The 17,681-nt window shown below is 54.9% G+C and carries 18 protein-coding genes; 5 read left to right on the top strand and 13 right to left on the bottom strand.

What is annotated here, in order from left to right; all coding sequences use genetic code 11:
* Positions 1 to 81: 81 nt before the first annotated feature.
* The 5 genes from ACJJJA_RS21885 to ACJJJA_RS21865 form a co-directional block, all read right to left on the bottom strand.
* Positions 82 to 519: a DUF4124 domain-containing protein gene (locus ACJJJA_RS21885; protein ID WP_444903381.1), complete on the bottom strand. Its 438-nt coding sequence runs from the start codon at positions 517 to 519 to the stop codon at positions 82 to 84.
* Between the two features lie 28 nt (positions 520 to 547).
* Entirely contained in the window at positions 548 to 1,996 is a 1,449-nt protein-coding gene (locus ACJJJA_RS21880) for a S1C family serine protease (protein WP_444903380.1), read from the bottom strand.
* 130 nt (positions 1,997 to 2,126) lie between these two features.
* Entirely contained in the window at positions 2,127 to 2,504 is a 378-nt protein-coding gene (locus ACJJJA_RS21875; RefSeq protein ID WP_444887474.1) for an Hsp15 family ribosome-associated heat shock protein, read from the bottom strand.
* Between the two features lie 51 nt (positions 2,505 to 2,555).
* Positions 2,556 to 3,230 carry a GMP/IMP nucleotidase gene (gene yrfG, locus ACJJJA_RS21870; RefSeq protein WP_444903379.1) on the bottom strand — a complete coding sequence of 225 codons (675 nt, stop codon included), beginning with the start codon at positions 3,228 to 3,230 and terminating at the stop codon, positions 2,556 to 2,558.
* Between the two features lie 81 nt (positions 3,231 to 3,311).
* Positions 3,312 to 4,079 carry a lysoplasmalogenase gene (locus ACJJJA_RS21865; protein WP_444903378.1) on the bottom strand — a complete coding sequence of 256 codons (768 nt, stop codon included), beginning with the start codon at positions 4,077 to 4,079 and terminating at the stop codon, positions 3,312 to 3,314.
* Positions 4,080 to 4,219: 140 nt separating this feature from the next.
* On the opposite strand from ACJJJA_RS21865, the gene cysK reads away from it, so the two are divergent.
* The 5 genes from cysK to ACJJJA_RS21840 all read left to right on the top strand — a co-directional run bounded on the left by cysK (position 4,220) and on the right by ACJJJA_RS21840 (position 7,607).
* Entirely contained in the window at positions 4,220 to 5,137 is a 918-nt protein-coding gene (cysK, locus tag ACJJJA_RS21860) for a cysteine synthase A (RefSeq protein ID WP_252083705.1), read from the top strand.
* 38 nt (positions 5,138 to 5,175) lie between these two features.
* The gene (gene cysQ / locus ACJJJA_RS21855; protein ID WP_444903377.1) at positions 5,176 to 6,015 is read left to right on the top strand and encodes a 3'(2'),5'-bisphosphate nucleotidase CysQ; all 840 of its coding nucleotides are present in this window, start codon (positions 5,176 to 5,178) and stop codon (positions 6,013 to 6,015) included.
* Between the two features lie 78 nt (positions 6,016 to 6,093).
* Positions 6,094 to 6,297, top strand: coding sequence for a hypothetical protein (locus tag ACJJJA_RS21850; RefSeq protein ID WP_444883076.1), 204 nt, complete (start codon positions 6,094 to 6,096; stop codon positions 6,295 to 6,297).
* 291 nt (positions 6,298 to 6,588) lie between these two features.
* On the top strand, positions 6,589 to 6,846 hold the full coding sequence (locus tag ACJJJA_RS21845) for a type II toxin-antitoxin system HicB family antitoxin (protein ID WP_252083702.1): 258 nt from the start codon (positions 6,589 to 6,591) through the stop codon (positions 6,844 to 6,846).
* A 122-nt stretch (positions 6,847 to 6,968) separates the two neighbouring features.
* Positions 6,969 to 7,607 (top strand): outer membrane beta-barrel protein, encoded by a 639-nt coding sequence (locus tag ACJJJA_RS21840; RefSeq protein ID WP_444883075.1) that lies wholly within the window; start codon positions 6,969 to 6,971, stop codon positions 7,605 to 7,607.
* A gap of 91 nt (positions 7,608 to 7,698) precedes the next feature.
* Here ACJJJA_RS21840 and ACJJJA_RS21835 read toward each other — a convergent pair whose 3' ends face one another.
* The 8 genes from ACJJJA_RS21835 to ACJJJA_RS21800 all read right to left on the bottom strand — a co-directional run bounded on the left by ACJJJA_RS21835 (position 7,699) and on the right by ACJJJA_RS21800 (position 17,678).
* On the bottom strand, positions 7,699 to 9,855 hold the full coding sequence (locus ACJJJA_RS21835) for a TonB-dependent copper receptor (protein WP_444903376.1): 2,157 nt from the start codon (positions 9,853 to 9,855) through the stop codon (positions 7,699 to 7,701).
* A 236-nt stretch (positions 9,856 to 10,091) separates the two neighbouring features.
* Complete coding sequence (locus ACJJJA_RS21830; protein WP_444903375.1) at positions 10,092 to 10,532, bottom strand: hypothetical protein; 441 nt, start codon at positions 10,530 to 10,532, stop codon at positions 10,092 to 10,094.
* 168 nt (positions 10,533 to 10,700) lie between these two features.
* The gene (locus tag ACJJJA_RS21825) at positions 10,701 to 11,318 is read right to left on the bottom strand and encodes a 2OG-Fe(II) oxygenase (protein WP_444889139.1); all 618 of its coding nucleotides are present in this window, start codon (positions 11,316 to 11,318) and stop codon (positions 10,701 to 10,703) included.
* Between the two features lie 111 nt (positions 11,319 to 11,429).
* The gene (locus ACJJJA_RS21820) at positions 11,430 to 12,827 is read right to left on the bottom strand and encodes a DUF58 domain-containing protein (RefSeq protein WP_444903374.1); all 1,398 of its coding nucleotides are present in this window, start codon (positions 12,825 to 12,827) and stop codon (positions 11,430 to 11,432) included.
* Positions 12,824 to 13,828, bottom strand: a complete 1,005-nt coding sequence (locus ACJJJA_RS21815) for an AAA family ATPase (RefSeq protein WP_444903373.1) — start codon at positions 13,826 to 13,828, stop codon at positions 12,824 to 12,826. The genes ACJJJA_RS21820 and ACJJJA_RS21815 overlap by 4 nt, the downstream gene beginning before the upstream one ends.
* Positions 13,825 to 15,132: a DUF4350 domain-containing protein gene (locus ACJJJA_RS21810; RefSeq protein ID WP_444903372.1), complete on the bottom strand. Its 1,308-nt coding sequence runs from the start codon at positions 15,130 to 15,132 to the stop codon at positions 13,825 to 13,827. The genes ACJJJA_RS21815 and ACJJJA_RS21810 overlap by 4 nt, the downstream gene beginning before the upstream one ends.
* Positions 15,122 to 16,717: a DUF4129 domain-containing protein gene (locus ACJJJA_RS21805; RefSeq protein WP_444903371.1), complete on the bottom strand. Its 1,596-nt coding sequence runs from the start codon at positions 16,715 to 16,717 to the stop codon at positions 15,122 to 15,124. Before ACJJJA_RS21805 ends, ACJJJA_RS21810 begins: the two co-directional genes overlap by 11 nt.
* On the bottom strand, positions 16,707 to 17,678 hold the full coding sequence (locus ACJJJA_RS21800; RefSeq protein ID WP_444903370.1) for a stage II sporulation protein M: 972 nt from the start codon (positions 17,676 to 17,678) through the stop codon (positions 16,707 to 16,709). Before ACJJJA_RS21800 ends, ACJJJA_RS21805 begins: the two co-directional genes overlap by 11 nt.
* Positions 17,679 to 17,681: the final 3 nt, after the last annotated feature.

Below are 17,681 nucleotides of genomic sequence, written 5' to 3'. Positions count from 1 at the left end.
TAGAGGTGGATATATCTAAATGGTAGCCGGCGTGGGTAATTGTGGCGCCGGCACCGGATACTAAGGTTGGCTGGGGAAGGGTTACCCGCAGCGATTGGCGATTTCCCGCTTGAGCTGTTCGGCCATTCTCTGGCGCTCCCGCTCTGAATAGCGCACCTCTTTGCCATTTTTGTCGATAAAGGCCACCCGTCCATTAAGCGAATGCAGCCGCTGGCGTGCTTTCGTGCAAATACGCTGTTGCTCCTGTTGGCGTGCGTATTGCTCTTGTTGCTGGCGCTGCTGGTATTCCCGCTCAGGGGCAGCGGCCGAGGAAGTGATTAGACTCGGCCTCTTCTTAGTAGCCTCAGCGGCATTGATTGGGCCCAATTGTCCGGAAATATCCTGGGCCTTGCCCTCGGCCGGGGGGCGATCACTGAAGTGCACACGGCCATCGGCATCGACCCAGCGATAGAGCTCACCGGCGCTGGTGTGGGCAGCCAGCAATAGGCTGCCAACTAGGATTCCTCTAAGTTGTTTCACGGCTTCTCCATAGCCCATACAGCGGGCCTTACTCCTCTTTATTGGCCAGTCTGCTGAACAGCCCCTGCGAGTGGCGCTGGGGGATATGGTAGGTCTGCAGAATCATTGCTTCTTGTTCTTGAGCTTCGGCGTGATCTAGCACCATGCGATAGCCGGAGCGATCGCGCAGCTCTACAAAGTTTTCCTTGTTGGTTTCCATCAATTGGGCAAACTCGTCAAAGTCCGCGACACTGTGGCCATTCACCGAATCGATAATCCAGTTTTTCCAATCGTGGTAGCCCAGGTTGACGTTGGCGGGCAGGACCTTGAGCGCAACCACCAGCTCGCGGCGGCTCTCGTCACTCCACTGGTTGCGTGCATAGAGATAATCGATTGGTGCCTTGGAATGCCAGCTCTTGCCCCAACGCTTGATCAGGTTCATGTTCAGAGGCACGAAGACCACGCCGCCATAAATGTAATAGCGCGGCTGCTGGTCAAATTGCTCACCCACCACCAGGGCGCGGGAGGGTGGCGGTGCTGCCAGGGCCACTTGCGCACTTTTTTCTTCACCGTTGCGGGAAAAGCGCACCGGTAATTTGTCGCCGACATGATGGCGGTCCACCGCGTAGTGGTAGTTAGTGCGCTGGTTTTCACGCCATTCGACGGTGCGATCGGCGGCAACCTCGAAGCCATCAACTTCCAGCAACACGTCGCCGGGTTGGAAAATTTCAGCTGCGGGGGAGTCGCTAAATACCTTGACGATCATTGCGCCGTCCTGGTCCTCGCTGAGACCGGCAGCCTTCTTCATGGAAGGGCTCTCCAGGCTTTGGGTCACCAGGCCCAACTCGGGGAAGCCCTGGTGTTCGCCGTCTTTGGCGTCTTCGAGTACATGGGCGATTACGCTGGGAGGCACAAAATAACCCAGGTTTTCGGCGCTCTGGTTGGTCTGCATGGCCACACCGACGATGCGACCACCGGAAATGACCGGGCCGCCGCTATTGCCGGGGTTAATGGCCGCGTCGATCTGGCCGGCCATCAGATAGCTCTCGGCGTGGGCATAGTACTGGTGTTCCACTCTGGACAGTACGCCGCGGGTGATCGACAGGGACTTGCCGCCAATGGGGTAGCCGTACACGGTGACCTCTTCTTGCAGGTCCGGCAGTGTACCCAGTGTCAGTGGGCGGGTGTCTTTGAAGAAGCTGTCATCATCCACGGTGAGCAGAGCCAGGTCGGCGTCGTGGGAGACAAACTTCACTCGGGCGCGGAATTTCTTGGCGTCGCCGTGGCGTTGCACCTGAATAAAGCTACCGTTGGCCACCACGTGGGCGTTGGTGAGGATCTGCTTGTTGCGGATAACCGCGCCGGAGCCAGATAACTGCTTGGGGTTAAGCAACGCCCAGGGATTGAAGTAGTCCGGGGCGGCGGCAGTGGTGTAAATTTTGATTATCGAACGCTTGAGCTGCTCGTGTTCGCGGCTATCGGCGAGGGCCGTCTGCATTCCGAGCAGAAGCAGCAGGGAGATGGCGATCAGTCGTTTCATCGTGGCTGTTTTCTATCGGGTTAAGTGGGGGCAGTTTAGCAGCTATAGACAAAAATGGCGGAATTTTCACCACTTTTGTCATTTGAACCTACTCCTGCTCGCGTAGGAAGCGGTGGATCTGGCGGCGCTGCTTTTTATTGGGTCGCTCGCGCTGAATCCCCGCATTGGCTGCCTGGCGTTCAGTGCGCTCCTTTTCGCGCCGGGCAATACTGTCCTCGGTCTCGCGGTACAGGGTGCGGGCAATATCGGCACCGCGACGCTGGTCGGAGAGGGCAATAACCTCCACCTCAATTAAGTCCCAGCCTTGGCGGATACTCAAAAGCGCGCCCACGGTGAGATCTTTGCTGGCTTTGACCCGCTGTCCATCGGCGTGCACTTTACCACCTTCGATAGCCTGTTTGGCGATACTGCGGGTCTTAAAGAAGCGTGCGGCCCAGAGCCACTTGTCGATACGTACTTTTTCCATCGAATCCTGTTGATCAATATAAACTTGGGCCCGGGTTATGCGGGCTTATTGTTACTGCGCTTTGTTACTGCGTTGCAGTGACATAATTTCATCGAAGTGATGAATCGCCGGGAAGTCGCTGATCTGCCGTTTGGGGCCGCGGCTGTCCGGCTGGCGGATACACAACAGGTGGGCGATGCCATAGTCCTGTGCGGCGGCCAACACACTCTGGTTGTCGTCAACAAACAGCGTGCGCTCCGGGTCGAAGGCCACCTCCTCGCGCAGGGCGTGCCAGAAGCTTCCACTCTCTTTGGCATGTCCATAATCGTGGGAGGAAATGATGTCGTCAAACCATGGCTCGAGGCCGGTAATTTGCAGTTTGTGGTCGAGTCCATGGCGGTGTGCATTAGTGACCAGATAGGTGGGCTTACGCAGTTGTCGCAGTCCCTGCAGGAAGGCCTCGGTATGGGGGCGCAGGGCGATGCGCTCTTCGATCTCGCGCAGTATCGCGAGGATATCCAGCTTTAGAGTTTCCGCCCAAAAGTCCAGGCAGTACCACTCCAGAGTGCCGCGGCGTGCATCAATTTCCCGCTGCAGCTCTATTTGGGCCCGCTCGGGATCGAGACCGTGTACTTCGGCGTAGCGTTTGGGTAGATGGTCGAGCCAGAAATGGTTGTCGTAGTGCAAGTCCAGCAGGGTGCCGTCCATATCCAGCAGTACGGTGTCGATACTTCGCCAGTCGAGCATGGGGCCTGTCTACCTCTCTGTGGTGGGGGTGGGAAGCCAAATTGTAGCCTTCCCAAAATATCCCCAGTATGAAGGTGGGCATTATGCCTGGGCACGGCGTATGCCGTACAGGATGGCAAACTGAGCACCGTAATAGCTGAGCATAATTGCTGTGTCGGCTAGAGGTAGCGGTGCTATGAACTTATTCACAGCGATCAATGCGTCGGACAGCATAAAAGTGAGTGCACCGGCTAATAGCAGCCCGGAATTTCCCCGATGAGCCCCGGCGCCTAGGGCCATGGCGACAATGGCAAGCAAGTAAAGAAGCACTGCTGGCGCCAGCTCCCCCGCAGAGGGAAGTATCCAGCGGGCCAGTCCCACTGCGGCCAGCAGAACAGGCAAGATACGTATCAGACTGCGGCGCTTGCGGAAGTCGGCAAAACGCAGGAAATTGGCCGCGTAGAGAAGTTGTGCCACCAGGAAAGCACCCAGGCCAAAGATAAACTGGTGGGCAAATCTCATTTCCAGGAGTACATCGCCGAGTGCGGAAAAAGCCAGGGCCGCAAGTGTCAGAGTGCGAGTGAGCCCATCCAGGTGCCGCATCGCCATCAGGGCGAGAATGGCGATTGGCAGCGCTTTCAGCGAAGCCATCCACAGCCCTTGAATTGCCATGCTGTCGAGGAGCATAAAAAGAGCAGCAAAGAATATAAATGCTACAGGCATAAATAGGCTTGCATGAGTTGCATCATGGGCATCGGAGGTCATATTCGGATTCATGGCAGCGCCTTTATTTTTGGTTTTATGTTTATCGGAAAGAAGCCAGTCACTAAATGTGGCACAAAGACGTGTTACCACCAACCGGATCGCCATGAATTCACAGCTCCGTGTGAAACCAGTTCCTTGTGGGTCTCTTGGGGCAGAGCACATCTGGGTTACTATCTGCGCACAGGAAAATATTAATCGGTGGACTGCCTGTCTGCCGTGAGAGCCATTAACGGAGAGCTTCATCAATGAAGGCAGCCAATATTCTGGAAACCATCGGCAATACCCCGCATGTGCGTATCAATCATCTGTTTCGCCCAGATATCGAAGTGTGGATGAAGGTAGAGCGTTTTAACCCCGGCAGCAGTATCAAGGACCGTATTGCCCTGGCGATGATTGAGGATGCAGAGCGCCGCGGTGCTTTGCAGCCCGGTGGTGTGATTATCGAGCCCACCTCCGGCAACACGGGCATCGGATTGGCCATGGTGGCAGTGGTTAAGGGGTATCGATTGATTCTCACCATGCCGGAATCTATGTCTTTGGAGCGGCGCCAAGTGATGAAAGCTATGGGGGCTGAGTTGGTGCTTACTCCCAAGGAGCAGGGTATGGGCGGGGCTATCGCCAAAGCGGAGGAACTATTGGCGCAGCATGAAAACAGCTGGATGCCGCAGCAGTTCTGTAACCGTGCCAATGCCCAGGTGCATCGTGACACCACTGCCAAAGAAATCCTCGCAGATTTCCCCGAGGGGCTCGATTACCTGATTACTGGGGTTGGCACCGGTGGCCACATCACCGGTTGTGGAGAGGTACTGAAGGAATCCTTTCCCAAGTTGCAGGTTTTTGCCGTCGAACCGGAAAATTCTCCAGTGATCAGCGGTGGTGATAAAGGGCTGCACCGCTTGCAGGGGATTGGTGCCGGTTTTATTCCCGAGATACTCAATACCAAAATGCTGGATGGCACCATTTTGGTAAATGGAGAAGACAGTTTTGAAATGGCGCGTAAGTGCGCTTTGAAGGAGGGGATTTTTGTGGGTATTTCCTCTGGAGCGAGCCTGGCTGCGCTGAAAAAGCGCGAGGGCGAATTTGCACCCGGTAGCCGCGTATTGATTTTTAGTTATGACAGCGGTGAGCGCTACTTGTCGGTGAAGGACCTTTTCCCCTCCTGAGACTTTATACTCACCACCTGAAAAATAAGGGAGTTTTAATGAATAAGGCATTATTGGAGCAGGTGATTGCAATCTGCAAAAACGCCGGTGAAGCTATCTTGGAGGTTTATCACAGCAGTGCTGAGCTGGAGGTGGACACCAAAGCGGATGACTCGCCGGTTACAGCCGCGGATTTAGCGGCACACAAAATTTTAGCCCCTGCTCTGGCGCAGCTGATTGACGGTGTACCGGTATTATCGGAAGAGCAGGAAATGCCATCATTTGCCGAGCGCAGCCAGTGGCAGCGGTACTGGATTGTGGACCCGCTGGATGGCACCAAGGAATTTATTCGTCGCACTGGTGAGTTCACCGTTAATGTGGCCCTTATTGAAAATGGCGAACCTGTGCTAGGGGTGGTGCATGTGCCGGTGCTGGATATCACCTATGCTGGCGGCAAGGGTGATGGTGCCTTTAAGCGCACAGTATCCGGCGATACAGAAATTCATGTGCGCCCGCTTAAACCGCGCCTGGAAGCTGGCGATGCAGTGGAATTGGTTGCTAGCCGCAGCCATGGTGCCGGCGCCGTGGATCAACTGGTAGAGCGTATCGAATCCAAATTGGGTGCGGTGGTCTGTAAAAACATGGGTAGCTCTCTCAAACTGTGTCTGGTGGCTGAAGGGGCCGCTGATCTCTACCCGCGGCTCGCACCCACTTGTGAGTGGGATACAGCCGCGGCCCAGGCGGTGGTTGAAGCTGCCGGTGGCACAGTGGTGGACGATTCCTTCAAGCTGCTGCGTTATAACAGCAAAGATTCTTTGCTGAATCCGTTTTTCTATGTGATCGGTGATGCATCTTACGATTGGCAGGATTTGCTTAATGCAGAGTCTCCAGTGAACTAAGCTTGCCATGCCCCCACTTCGGTGGGGGTTCTATTTATTTTTTATCGACCTTTAAAACCAGCACAAAAGGCCGGCGCTATGCCTCTTCAGGTGAGCCGCAAAGCTTCAGATCTGAATGAAACCCGCTGTTTACGCAGGCAGCTGGAACAGGAGATTGCCTGGTTACAGCGGCAGCAGGATGCCTTGGTGGAGCCGGACGCAGAAAATCAAAAATTCCTATGGCGCACACTTAACGGCATGATTTTTTCCCGTAGGGCACTTCTCGGAAGAATGCCGCGCTAAATTTTTGTCTTTCGCACCTTGATAAGGTTTAAATGTCGCAGTGGTTAGGTTGTTTGACGTGGTCCCTCCAATATCCATTCCGGTTAAATAATGCAATCCCTCGCAATGAGGTTCAACTAGACAATAAATTCAAAAATTAATTATTCAGCTTTCGGTTTATTCTGAAGTAATAGGTGCGGTTGCGCAGGGTTTATTTTATTGGGGAATTTGTTGATTTTCCTTGCCATATTTCGTTCGCAGTTTTGAAACCCGTCTACGCTTGGGAAAGCTAATGTATAAGAGAATTTTCTAATGCGCTATCCGGTTGTGCTTCACAACATTGAATACGCCGGCTTTGGTGCCATAGCACCCGACCTGCCGCATTGTCACTGCTATGCCGAAACTCTGGATGCCGCTCTACAAAAAATGGCGGAGACTATTTTTCAGCGCCTGGAAGAATTACGGCAAGCCGGAGAGCCGATGCCGCAGCCTCAAGACGTCGACAATTTGCGGGATAACCCAGCATTTGCCGGTGGTATCTGGGCCATCATTGATGTGGAAAGCCTTTAAGGATCATTATCCATATAAATTTGGCATTCGATTCGGATAAGTTTCTGAGGTGGATAACCATGACAGCTAAGCTTTGGTAAGGGGGATGAATTAAAAAGCGTCGTGCTGCAAGGATGGATGTAATGAAGACGGTGTTATGTGTCTTGGCCTTACTGTTATCACCAGTGGCCACTGCAGTCGAATGGAATAATCCTTTCGATGGTATTGAGTCGGGTGAATATCGAATTATTACCACGCTGGGACTGGGTTCAGGGGAATTACAGCTCAATGATCAGCGGGATTTTTTTGGTTATGTCAGCGTTGGCGTGACACCCGCCGTGGGTGTTTGGCAGGTGAATTTACAATTCTCCCGCTTTGATGATAATCATGTGCGAATTAATCAGGTGGGGCTCAATTTTAAAGTGGATTTTACCCTGAATTGTTACGTTCAGTGTCTCTACTGGATGGCGGGGTGGAATTATGCCGATGTTGATCTGAATGATGTGCGTAAATATGGTTATTGGTATCACAATAAAGACAAGTGGCACCTGTATGATATTTATGACAAGGATAAAGACTGGTATTACGACGGCCATTATTACCATGTGATCGATGCCAGTGGCAGCGATTCTTTCTGGAACCTTGGGGTTGGCTATCGGTTTATGTGGAACCAGGATTTTGATACTTCCATAGAATACAACTACAACGATATTAATTCTGTCTACCGAGTGAACCTTGGGCACTTGCGTACTTTAAGTCTTAATTTTTCCTATCGCTTTTAACTATAAATTTATGTTAAGCGGAAAATTTGAGGTGTTTCCCGCTTAACATACTATGTCCGGTTTTTCAGACCAGTTAATTAGTCATCGTGTTTTAAATACGGTAAATGGTTTTTATCCATAAGGTCCTGCCGGGCTCATTAACCCTATCCAACTGTGGGAAGTTGGGAATTTCTGCACCTGCACGGCTGATATGTTCTGCATAAGTTTCATCTAGTAAGTTATCGACCCCTGCAGTGAATAGCAGCCGCTGGCTTGGGCGCCAACCTGCGTTAATTGACAGTACGTCGGCGGAATCTGTGGGCCCGAAGTCCTGTCCGATAATGTTACCCTTGCCGATATCGACGCGATCCTGGCTGGCAATAGCCCGCCACAGAATACCCGCCGACCACTGGGCTTGCTCATAGTGCAGCCCCAGGCGTGTTTCCAGTGGGGGCAGTTGGGCCAGGGTGGTATTGTCTGTGTCGTTGGCACCACGCACTGAAGTGACCGTAAATTCGGTGCGCCAATTTTCGTTTAATTGATAGCTGGCATCTAGTTCTACTCCCCAGGTGCGCGCCTGAATATTGCGAATTACCGCAGCGGTACGCTTATCCCCAGGCTCCCCCATATCCATTGCGTTGCCCATCGAGGACATGGTGCCCATGCCTGACATCACCGCAGCCTTCTGGTAATCATTCTGTACTAACAGGTAGTCGCGGACATCACTGGCGAAAGCGGAAATACTGGCAGACAATTTTTCAGTGCGATAGATAGTGCCGATATCCAGTTGACTGGTTTTTTCTGACTCTATATTGAGTGCGCTATAGGAATCTGCTGCTTCGCGGGAAAATATTTCCCAGTAATCCGGGAAGCGCTCACTGTAGCCGAGCCCGGCGTAGAGGGTGGCAGAGCTCGTGGAGGTACTTGGCAGCGCCAATTCATAGCGTATAAAACCGCTGGGCAGTTGTTCTGAGCGGCTCTCACCAGCGGTGGGGTTATCGACCGAGGACATCATCGATAGCGAAATCGTCTCGCGCAGGTCGCGCACTTCCCAGTCATCCAGTCTGGCGCCGGCGATCCAGCGTTGATCCGGAGCGAATTGCCAGCTGGCTTCGGAGAAAATGCCCAGTTGGGAAAATTCCGCATCCGTATTCCAGTTGCGCTGGCGGTAATCAACCATCGTCTGGTTCATGCTCATGCGTCCGCGGTGACGGTTTTCCCAGGCATCCAGGCCTGCTGTCAGCTCAAAGTTATCCGCAGGATTCAGCTGCAGACTCAGCTTGGCACCAATGGTTTCGCTGTCTAAATTCATGACGACTGGGTTGGCGGCCATTCCCGAGGGATTACGCAGGCTGTAATTATCCATGATGTGATCGACATAGTTGTAATAGATCTGCACTTCGATGGTATTCAGCAGAGCGCCGATATTGCTGCGCCGGTATTTGGCTTTGTAGCTCTCGCGTGCAAATTTACTGCCATCTACTCCACGGTCGGCATAGGCCGCTTCGGCATCGCTAAAAGCTGTTTCGAATTCCAGGCGGTTGTCATCGTCGGGGGTCCAGGCCAGATTGGCTTTGCCACTCCAGCGCTCATAACCGGAGTGCACCCGATTGCCGTCGCCATCCTCATAATCATTCGCAGAGGCTGAGGTCGCCGAACCGCGCAGGGAAAATTCTGGAGTTTTGTAAGCCAGGTCAAAGAGCCCGTCATTTCGATCGGCGCTGCCGCCAAGCAGGCTCGCATGCATATCCCATTCGGGTTCGCTGGGGCGCTCCCGCTGTTGGTTGAACAGCACTACCCCGGCGGAATTGCCCGGTCCGTGAGTGACGCTCTGGGGGCCTTTAATTACCTCTACTTCGTCGAGGCTTTCGGGGAAAATATAGGCGGTAGGTGGGTCCATACGGCCGGGGCAGCCACCCATAAGAGACTCTCCATCCAATAACATGCCCAGGCGCGAGCCCCCCATACCGCGCAACAGCGGATCGCCACTGGTGCCGCCTTTGCGCACCACGGAAAAGCCGGGAATGGTTTTTAGGTAATCGGCGCCGTCGTTAGCTGGTAGGGGCTGTCGAGGCATTTTCGGGTCCGTCAGTAGGTTGAGCGGCAGTTCGGTTTTTACTCCGGTGACCACCATCTGCTCCATTTCCCCCTCTTTTTTTTCATTTCCCTCACTGGCCATTAGGGAAAATGGAAAGGTGCAACCAGCAATAATTGCCAGGCTCAGTGGTGTGTGTAATGGCTTTTTCTTTTGGAGTTTAACTTTTCGCATTGTGACTTATCCGTTTCTGGGCCGAAGGTCAGGCACGGCCATGGGGAGCGCGGTAAAAATAGCGCGCACGGGTTTATTCCCGCCGGCTAAGCAGCGGGAATTCCAGTTTTTTTAGTGAAGCGGGTCTACAGCTGTTGCAATATCCCAACCAGAAAAATTACCGGCAAAGGTAGTGCAGCGAAGCGCAGAAACAGGCTTCGACTATTTAGTTTTTGAAAAATAAGAAAACCGAGGTTTTAAACTGGAGGGGCGCGGATAAGGGGACGGCTGTAGTATAAAGAAAGAGCGGTGTTAATGCCGTTGCTGAAAAGGGGGAGAATATTCCCCTCGCTGGCGAAATGCAGGTCTAAAGCAGGTACATGGACAAGACTGGCAGCGGCGGAAAAATTACAGTGATTGTCGGCAAAAGAATGCGCGGTCAGTGCATCGTGGTTGTGCCCACTGTGCCCACCACCATGGCTGTGATGATGGTCCTGAGCCTGGCTGGCCAGGGCATTTAATAACAGAGCACTGCGGCTGTCGCCGTGGCAAAAATCGTAGGGGGTGCCCGCAGAAAAAGCGGCGGGCATAAACCCTGCGGGAACCAAACCACGGGCACTGAGAAACACCAGTAAAAGCAGCAGTGCCTGCCACTGTGGCAGGTGGGGGCGGTTTTTACGGGTGCGCGGGCGACTCATAAATAAGGTTCTTGAAGTTACCGGGATAGACTTAATAAATTCCCGAAGGCAAGTGGCAACAGATTACCCGCTGGCTGTAAAAAGTGCCACTATCGGTAACAAATTTTTCTGTTTGCAAGTTAATTAATTTGTACAGTCGCATTCGGATAAAACTATTATCCGATTTTTTTAACGCAAAAGAGATTTTAAGCGTGCGCTGATGCCATGAAAAAACTGATGTTTTTTCTTCGCTTTATCACCGCTTAAAAAATTGATTTGGATCGCCTGTCGTTTGCCGACAAAACTAGGGTAACCATGCCAACAATTATCCGTTACCTTAAAGGCCACCAGAGAGCCCGGTCCCGGTAGTAGTTCATCACTGTAGTCGTCCAGGCTCTTGCCGCTGCGCAGGATACGCAGGCGTCCAGTGGGCGCAGACCAGTCGTTGTTCAGATAGATCAGTACGGTAATGAGTTTGGTTTTGGAGTCCGTATGGATACGCCCATCTTTGGCTCGGGAGTATCCGCGCAGGGTGGCCATCATCGGTTTATCAGATAGATCCAGTGCAAATTTTTCACCGAGAATACCTCGCACCTCTGTGCTGCCAAATTGTTCGACAAAACTGCGCAGGCGTTCCGAAGTTTTGACATCCTCGATATTGAAGCTGCCGCCTTTGTCTAGAGGAGGGAAGTCTGCGATCAGGGCCCTGGCCTCATCGGAGGCCAGGGAGCGCTCTAGGTAGAAATGGGGGAAAGGGGAAGTCTTTACTTCGGCACTGCTGAGTCGCTCGATAGTGATTTGGGACATGGTCAATTTAAGCTCCCTATACTGTGGGATTATTTTTTTAGGACATCGTTAACATCACTCTTCGGTTACCTCTTACATCAAATACTTTGAATTCCCGGCTTTCATTACCGGTTAGATTTTGCCGCTGCGTTTCAAACGCCAGTAGGCTTCCACCAGCGCCTGGTGCAAAAGCTCCGGACGGGAATCCACCACTAGTACATTACAGGCTTGTAACTGTTGCAATATGCGCGCACGGCGACGAAGAAAATCCCGTGCGGCTGCGCCTTCGACGGCCTCGGAAAAATCCCCGATAGGCTTTTGTGCCATTCGGTCTACGGCGGTCTCCCGCAGGCTTGCCACCATCACTAAGTGATTGCGAGTGAGCAGCCGCACTGCGGTGAGCAGTTCACTGCTGTCTTCATCGCGCAGGTTAGTAATTAGGATCACCAGTGCGCGGCGCTTGTGGGCGGCCAGCAGTTGCTGGGCGGCGCCGCTGTAGTCAGCGCTGCCAGTGCCGGAGTGCAGATCGTAGACATTGTTCAGCAACAGGTTGATGGCGCTCTCACCCTTTACCGGTGGCAGTTGCCCGCCGGAGCTGTCCTGTGCGGCGGCGAAGGCCTGCAGACCCACGGCGTCGCCCTGCTTTATCGCCACATAGGCTGATAGCAGCAGGCCATTGAGGGCATGATCAAAGTGACTCAGTTCGCCATCTTTGGCGCGCATGCGCCGACCGCAGTCGAGCATATAAATAATTTCCTGATCGCGCTCGTCCTGGTATTCACGGCTGATCAGTTTGTGCAGGCGTGAACTCGCGCGCCAGTCTACCTGGCGCTGGCTATCGCCCTGGCGATATTCGCGCAGCTGGCGAAAATCCATGCCTTCGCCGCGGCGCTGCTGCTGATGCAGGCCGAGGTGGCGCAGGGTTTGCTCGGTGGAGAGCGCTTGTAGGGAGGAGATGCCGAGAAAATTGGGGTAGACCTTTACCGACTGTTCGCGGCCGAGCCACAGGCGTGTTTGCCAGAGGCCCCAGGGTGAGTCGGCGAGTACCTCGATTCGGCCAAACTCGGCGCTGCCACGGCGATGGGGTACCAGACTGTACTCAATGGCAACCTCCTGATCAGGCTTCAGCAGCGCCTGGCGTGGTAATCCGTTGCTGCCCAGCTGTTGCGGTACGTTGTCACATACCGATAGCTTCAGGGCCCTCTGGCCATGGTTGCGCAACTTCAAATGAACGCAGTTGCGCATGCCCAGGGCCAAATTAGCGGGCAGTTTGCGCTGGCCCTCCAGGCCCAGAATCCTGCGTCCGGTGAGGAAATCCAACAGCGCTGCGCCGATCAGTAGCCCCCCAACTGTCCACCAGAGGGACTGCAACAGCTCCGCAGATTGGGGTGCCCAGATGCGCGCGGCGCTCACCGCAAGCGCAGCCAGGCACCAGTAGCCGAGGAGCTTCACCAGACGGTGGCTGGGCCCGGGCCTTCCGAGCTGAGGTTTTGCGTATGGAACCTCTGTCGCAGCGACATCCTGTGTCACAGTCGCGGTGCCTCGACGCTATCGATAATCATGGCCAGAGCACTGTCGGTGGTCTCGCCATCGATTTCCATATCTGGGGACAGGCTCACGCGGTGGCGCATGACGGGTATCGCCATCGCCTTGATATCGTCGGGCAGCACAAACTCCCGCCCCTGCAACAGGGCGCTGGCACGTGCGGCCTGCAACAGGCCGATACTGGCGCGGGGACCCGCTGAGCTGCGCAACTGGCTGGCGTCACGGGTGGCGCGCACTAGGCGCACGGCGTAATCCAGCACCTGCTGGTCCAGGGCTACCTGGGGTACCAGGGCTTGCAGTTGTTGCAGTTGCTCCACGGTTATCTCGCCGGCGGATTTCTCTCTCAGGTGCTGCTCGATACGGCCGCTGCTGGCGGCTGCGGCCAGTTTCAGCTCGGCCTCCAGGCTGGGGTAGTCGATCAGAACTTTGAGTAGGAAGCGGTCCAGCTCCGCCTCCGGCAGTGGATAGGTGCCCTCTTGCTCAATAGGGTTCTGGGTGGCCAGCACCATAAAGGGGCTAGGTACGGGAAATGCCTTGCCATCGATTGTGACCTGCTTCTCCTGCATCACCTCTAGCAGGGCTGCCTGGGTTTTGGCCGGGGCGCGGTTGATTTCATCCGCCAGCAGTAAGTTGGTAAATACCGGGCCGCGGCGCACTTCGAAGCGGCTCTCGCCCATGTTGTACATGGCGTGGCCAGTCACGTCAGCAGGCATCAGGTCCGGGGTAAATTGGATGCGGCGGAAGTGACCGCCAAAGCAGCTGGCCAGGGTGCGCACCAACAGGGTTTTGCCAAGGCCGGGTACGCCTTCCAGCAATACGTGGCCGGAAGCCAGCAAGGCCACCAACACCTGTTCGACGACCTGCTCCTGACCGATCAGCAGGCGGTTGATATTGTTGCGTAGCAGTTGCACTTGGGCTGAGGCAGCCTGCCAGTCCGGTGCCTCGGTGTGGGTTTTTGGTTCTGGGTTCAGGGTGGTATCACTCATAGGGCTGCCTCTATACGCTGCAGATTGCGCATTTGTTCGGTAAAGGTTTCTTCGCTGGTCGCCGGTGTGCCCCAAAGGCAGGCGGCCAGTTTGGTTTCACTGAGGCCGGTGGCATCACTGAGGTGCTGGCACAGTTTGCGCTTGGTCTTGGCGTTGGCGTCCGCAGCGCCGAGCCGGCGTAGCAGCTCTTCGCGCTGGCCGCGCAGTAACCCTTCGCACTGGTCGTCGCGCCAGTAGTAGTGGCCACAGGCGGAGATATGCTCCAACAGTGAGCGCCGGGCAATTTCAGGCGGAGGTTGTAACGGGCCAAAGCGACGCGCACGTAGAACCAGCCAGCCGAGCAAGGCGAGTAGGCCGGAGATAAAAAACTCAGAAGCGTACTTTTTCGCTAGAAAACCCAGGGAGTCGAAACGCGGGCGGGTCAGAAAGACGAAATCGCCACTTCCGGCCAAAAGCTGCAGGAAATAGGCGTGGTCGAAATGGCCGATGCGGTGGGATTGCCAGATAGTGTTATCGGTCAGCAGGGTGATAACCCCTTGACCCCGCTCAAATTGCATAAAAGGCACGGCTTCGTCTTCGCGCCATACCTTGGCGAAAAATACCGGGGCGCCCTCAGCGCTGCTGTTATCGATCCCCTCGTGATAGAGCAGTTGGCCTGCGTCGAAATGTAATTGAATCTCAGCCCCACCGGCGGTAGGCAGAGTGATCAAGTCTTCCGTTTCAACATCTGGGTTGCGGGGTTTTTTCTCTTTGGTCTCGGCCTGCTCTTCGGCTTCGTCGATTTTGCGATTGTATTCGCGCATGGCCTCACCGGGGCTCTGCTCCGGGCTCAGTTCGGCATCTTCGCCCAACAGTGGCTGCAGGGGATGCTCAAAGCGATATTCCTCGTGGCCTTCTACGATGGAGACACCCAGGTTTTCCAGCAGCCAGTCGCGTTCGGCACTGCCTCCTTTCTCGGAATCGAACCCTGCAGTACGTGCCACTACGATGGCGTGCCCCCCGCTTTCCACCCATTGCAGTAACTCCTCAACCCGCTGGGAGTTGTAAGCTTGGCTGGAGTTAGCGATAAACAGAGTCGCATTTGGGGATAGCCCATTCAGGACGGAGATATTTTCTGCCTGGCGCGGTTCCAGCCCCACTTGCGCCAAGTAGTGCTCGGCGGCCAGAAACAGATTGCGCCGCGCCTCCGGCCCCCAACCGCGATCCTTTTCTTCTGTGTAGTGTTCAAAAAAGGTGAGAAATAACCATACCAGTGCCGCACAGAGCAGCAGGGCGAAGCCAATTACTAGACGTTTAACGGTCATTGCCGAACACCTCCTGCCACTGTTGGCACAGGCCGCCCAGCTGCTCATCGGCGGGGGGCCGATGAGCATAGGCCAGCTGTTGCCAACTGCCGGTGAGTTGCTGCACAAACTGGCTCAGTGGGGCGCCGACTGGGCGCAGCGCTTCCTGTGGTGATCGCTGGCGCTGGCTTACCAGCTGGGCACACTCGCTTTCGGTAAGGTGGTCGCCAAACTGGAACTGGAAATCCTCAATTAAATGGGACAGGGTGGAACGATACAGGAGGCCGAGACCGGCGCGTTGATCGCCGGTCCGCCACAGGCGCATTACTTCCGCGCATACGTCGTCGGGCAGGCTGGACTGACGTACATCGAGTCCGAACAGGGTTTCTGGCGCTACCGGTTTTGTTTTGGGTTTGTGTTGCCAGCGCAAGCTGTTGAGGATGGCTTCGCGGTGGCGCCACCCCAGATAGAGCAAGCCGGCAATCACGCCAATCCACAGTAGTAACTCAAGGGGCTTGGCGAGCAGTGCTCCCCAGTTGATGTCTGAGGAATCATCAGCCTCCTGAGAGTTTTGCATAAGCCATTTGAATAGCCATTCGAATAGCTCAATGATCCACTCGGGAATTTTTCCTCGCTCTTCTTCAATTTTTTTCAGGCGCCAGCCACTCTCCTGCTCAATGCTGTGAAAATCCTCTCCGGCGAGAATCTCGTCAATGTGTTGTTGCGCTTGAGCTGGGGTTTGCAACGTTTCCGCATAGGCCTGTGGCGCCGGTCCCAAGGAGGTGCCGGCCAGGACACACAGTAACAACAGAGCGGCTAGGGGGGAGGTGCTAGTGGCGGTCTTTTTACCAGCCCGCTGAGTGTGTCGGTAGCGCTCGACCAAATCGCGGAATTGAATCTCGATATCCCAGCCTTCTAGCTCGATGCGCCGGCCGATATACAGGCAAAAGCCGCTGACGATATAAAACGGCGCCACCGCCGCCATAATAAGTAAACAGAGAATATTGGATGCCCATTCCAGCGCCAGGGTCTCGCCGCGAATCAGTGGAATCCATTGGATATTTGCCACAATCTGCTCGGGAATAAACAGATAAATCAAGATAAAGGCTGCGATCAGGAAGAAGGATTCCAGGTGAATACCGGTCAAGGTCAGCCAGGTGGCCGCACCGGAGTTTTTGCGGTGCAGTACACCGATACGCGCGCTACGAGCCGTGCCTTTGGATTGCTCCAATACGGTGACCGGCATATCAAAAGAGCGAGTCGGGCTCAGGCGACGGAGGGTGATCCAGGCGAGCCAGTCGGTGCGGTTGTGGCGGAAAAACTCTTTGAGTGCTGCCAGTGCAGATACCGGCGCGCCGAACAGAGTGCGGCTGATCATGAACAGCGGCAGGCGGTCAAACACCGGTTTTAACCACCAGAGAGCGAACAGTGACCAGCCGGGATGAGCCGGGAAGAACCAGGCCAAGGCACCCAGTACCAAAGCTGCCGGCAACAACCAGACCAGAAACATCGGAAGCCAGTGCTTGCGGGCCAGGGCGACACCCAGATCGATGGATTCCCAGGGCGAGCGCAGGCGTGCCCGTACCGCCATATTTTTAACTTGCATGGCTGGAATCCCCGCGCCCGGCCAAGGCGAAGTAGGCGAATACCAGCAGCCACAGTAGGGCGCCGAAACCTAACTTAATTGTTATGGGCGTGGTAGCACTGGAGGACCAGAAGGCTTCGAGGAAGGCGGCGATCACCAGCATCAGGAAAGTGCCGTACATGATTTTCATGGCCTCGACACTGGCCAGGCGCAGCGCCACAGAACGGCGGTGTTGTCCCGGGTCTACCAGCGAGCGCCCTAACAACAGGCCGGCGGCGCCGGCCAGTACTATGGCGGTCAGCTCAAAGGCGCCGTGACCGATCACAAATGGGTAAAATGTGGAGACAAATCCCACTCGCGTGATATGCCCAAAAGCCGCACCGATAAATAGCCCATTAAAGACCAGGAAAAAGATGGAGCCGAGTCCGAACAATATGCCCCCGGCAAAAGTTCGGAAAGCAATGCCAATATTGTTCTTGATGTAGAAGCCAAACATGGCCAGATCGGTATCGGAGCCGCGCTCGCGCCCCAGCACGCGGTTGCCGGGATCGTACATCGACTCCAAGGATAATACGTCTCCTGGCGACATCACCGCATAAATCAGTGCGTCGTTATTGTAGGTGCCGATGCCCATCACTAGGGCGGGCAGTAAAAACAGTGCCGTTGCCAACAACACTACGCGGCCATTGGCGCGCACCGCCTGGGGAAATCCGGCCAACAGATAGTGCAGCCAACCTTTGCGGCGTAGAGTTTGCTGGCGGTAAACCCGGTGGTGGGCCGCTGTAACCAGCTTGTTGAGGTGGTCGATCAGGCGGCTGGTATATTGACGCTCTTTGGCCACCGCCAGTTGCTGACACAGCTCCCGGTAGGCGACCGGAAGATCCAGGGCGCTCGCCTGGGTACTTTTGCTATCACTTTTCAGCCAGGCTTCCAGCTGTGCCCAGCCGTCGCGGTAGCGATTCTCAAAATCTCTCTGTCTCATAAC

It is taken from the genome of Microbulbifer mixtoriginis (SeqCode) (assembly GCF_052466865.1).
The sequence above is the reverse complement of the archived record's forward strand: the minus strand, read 5'-3'. Positions and strand labels throughout refer to the sequence as shown.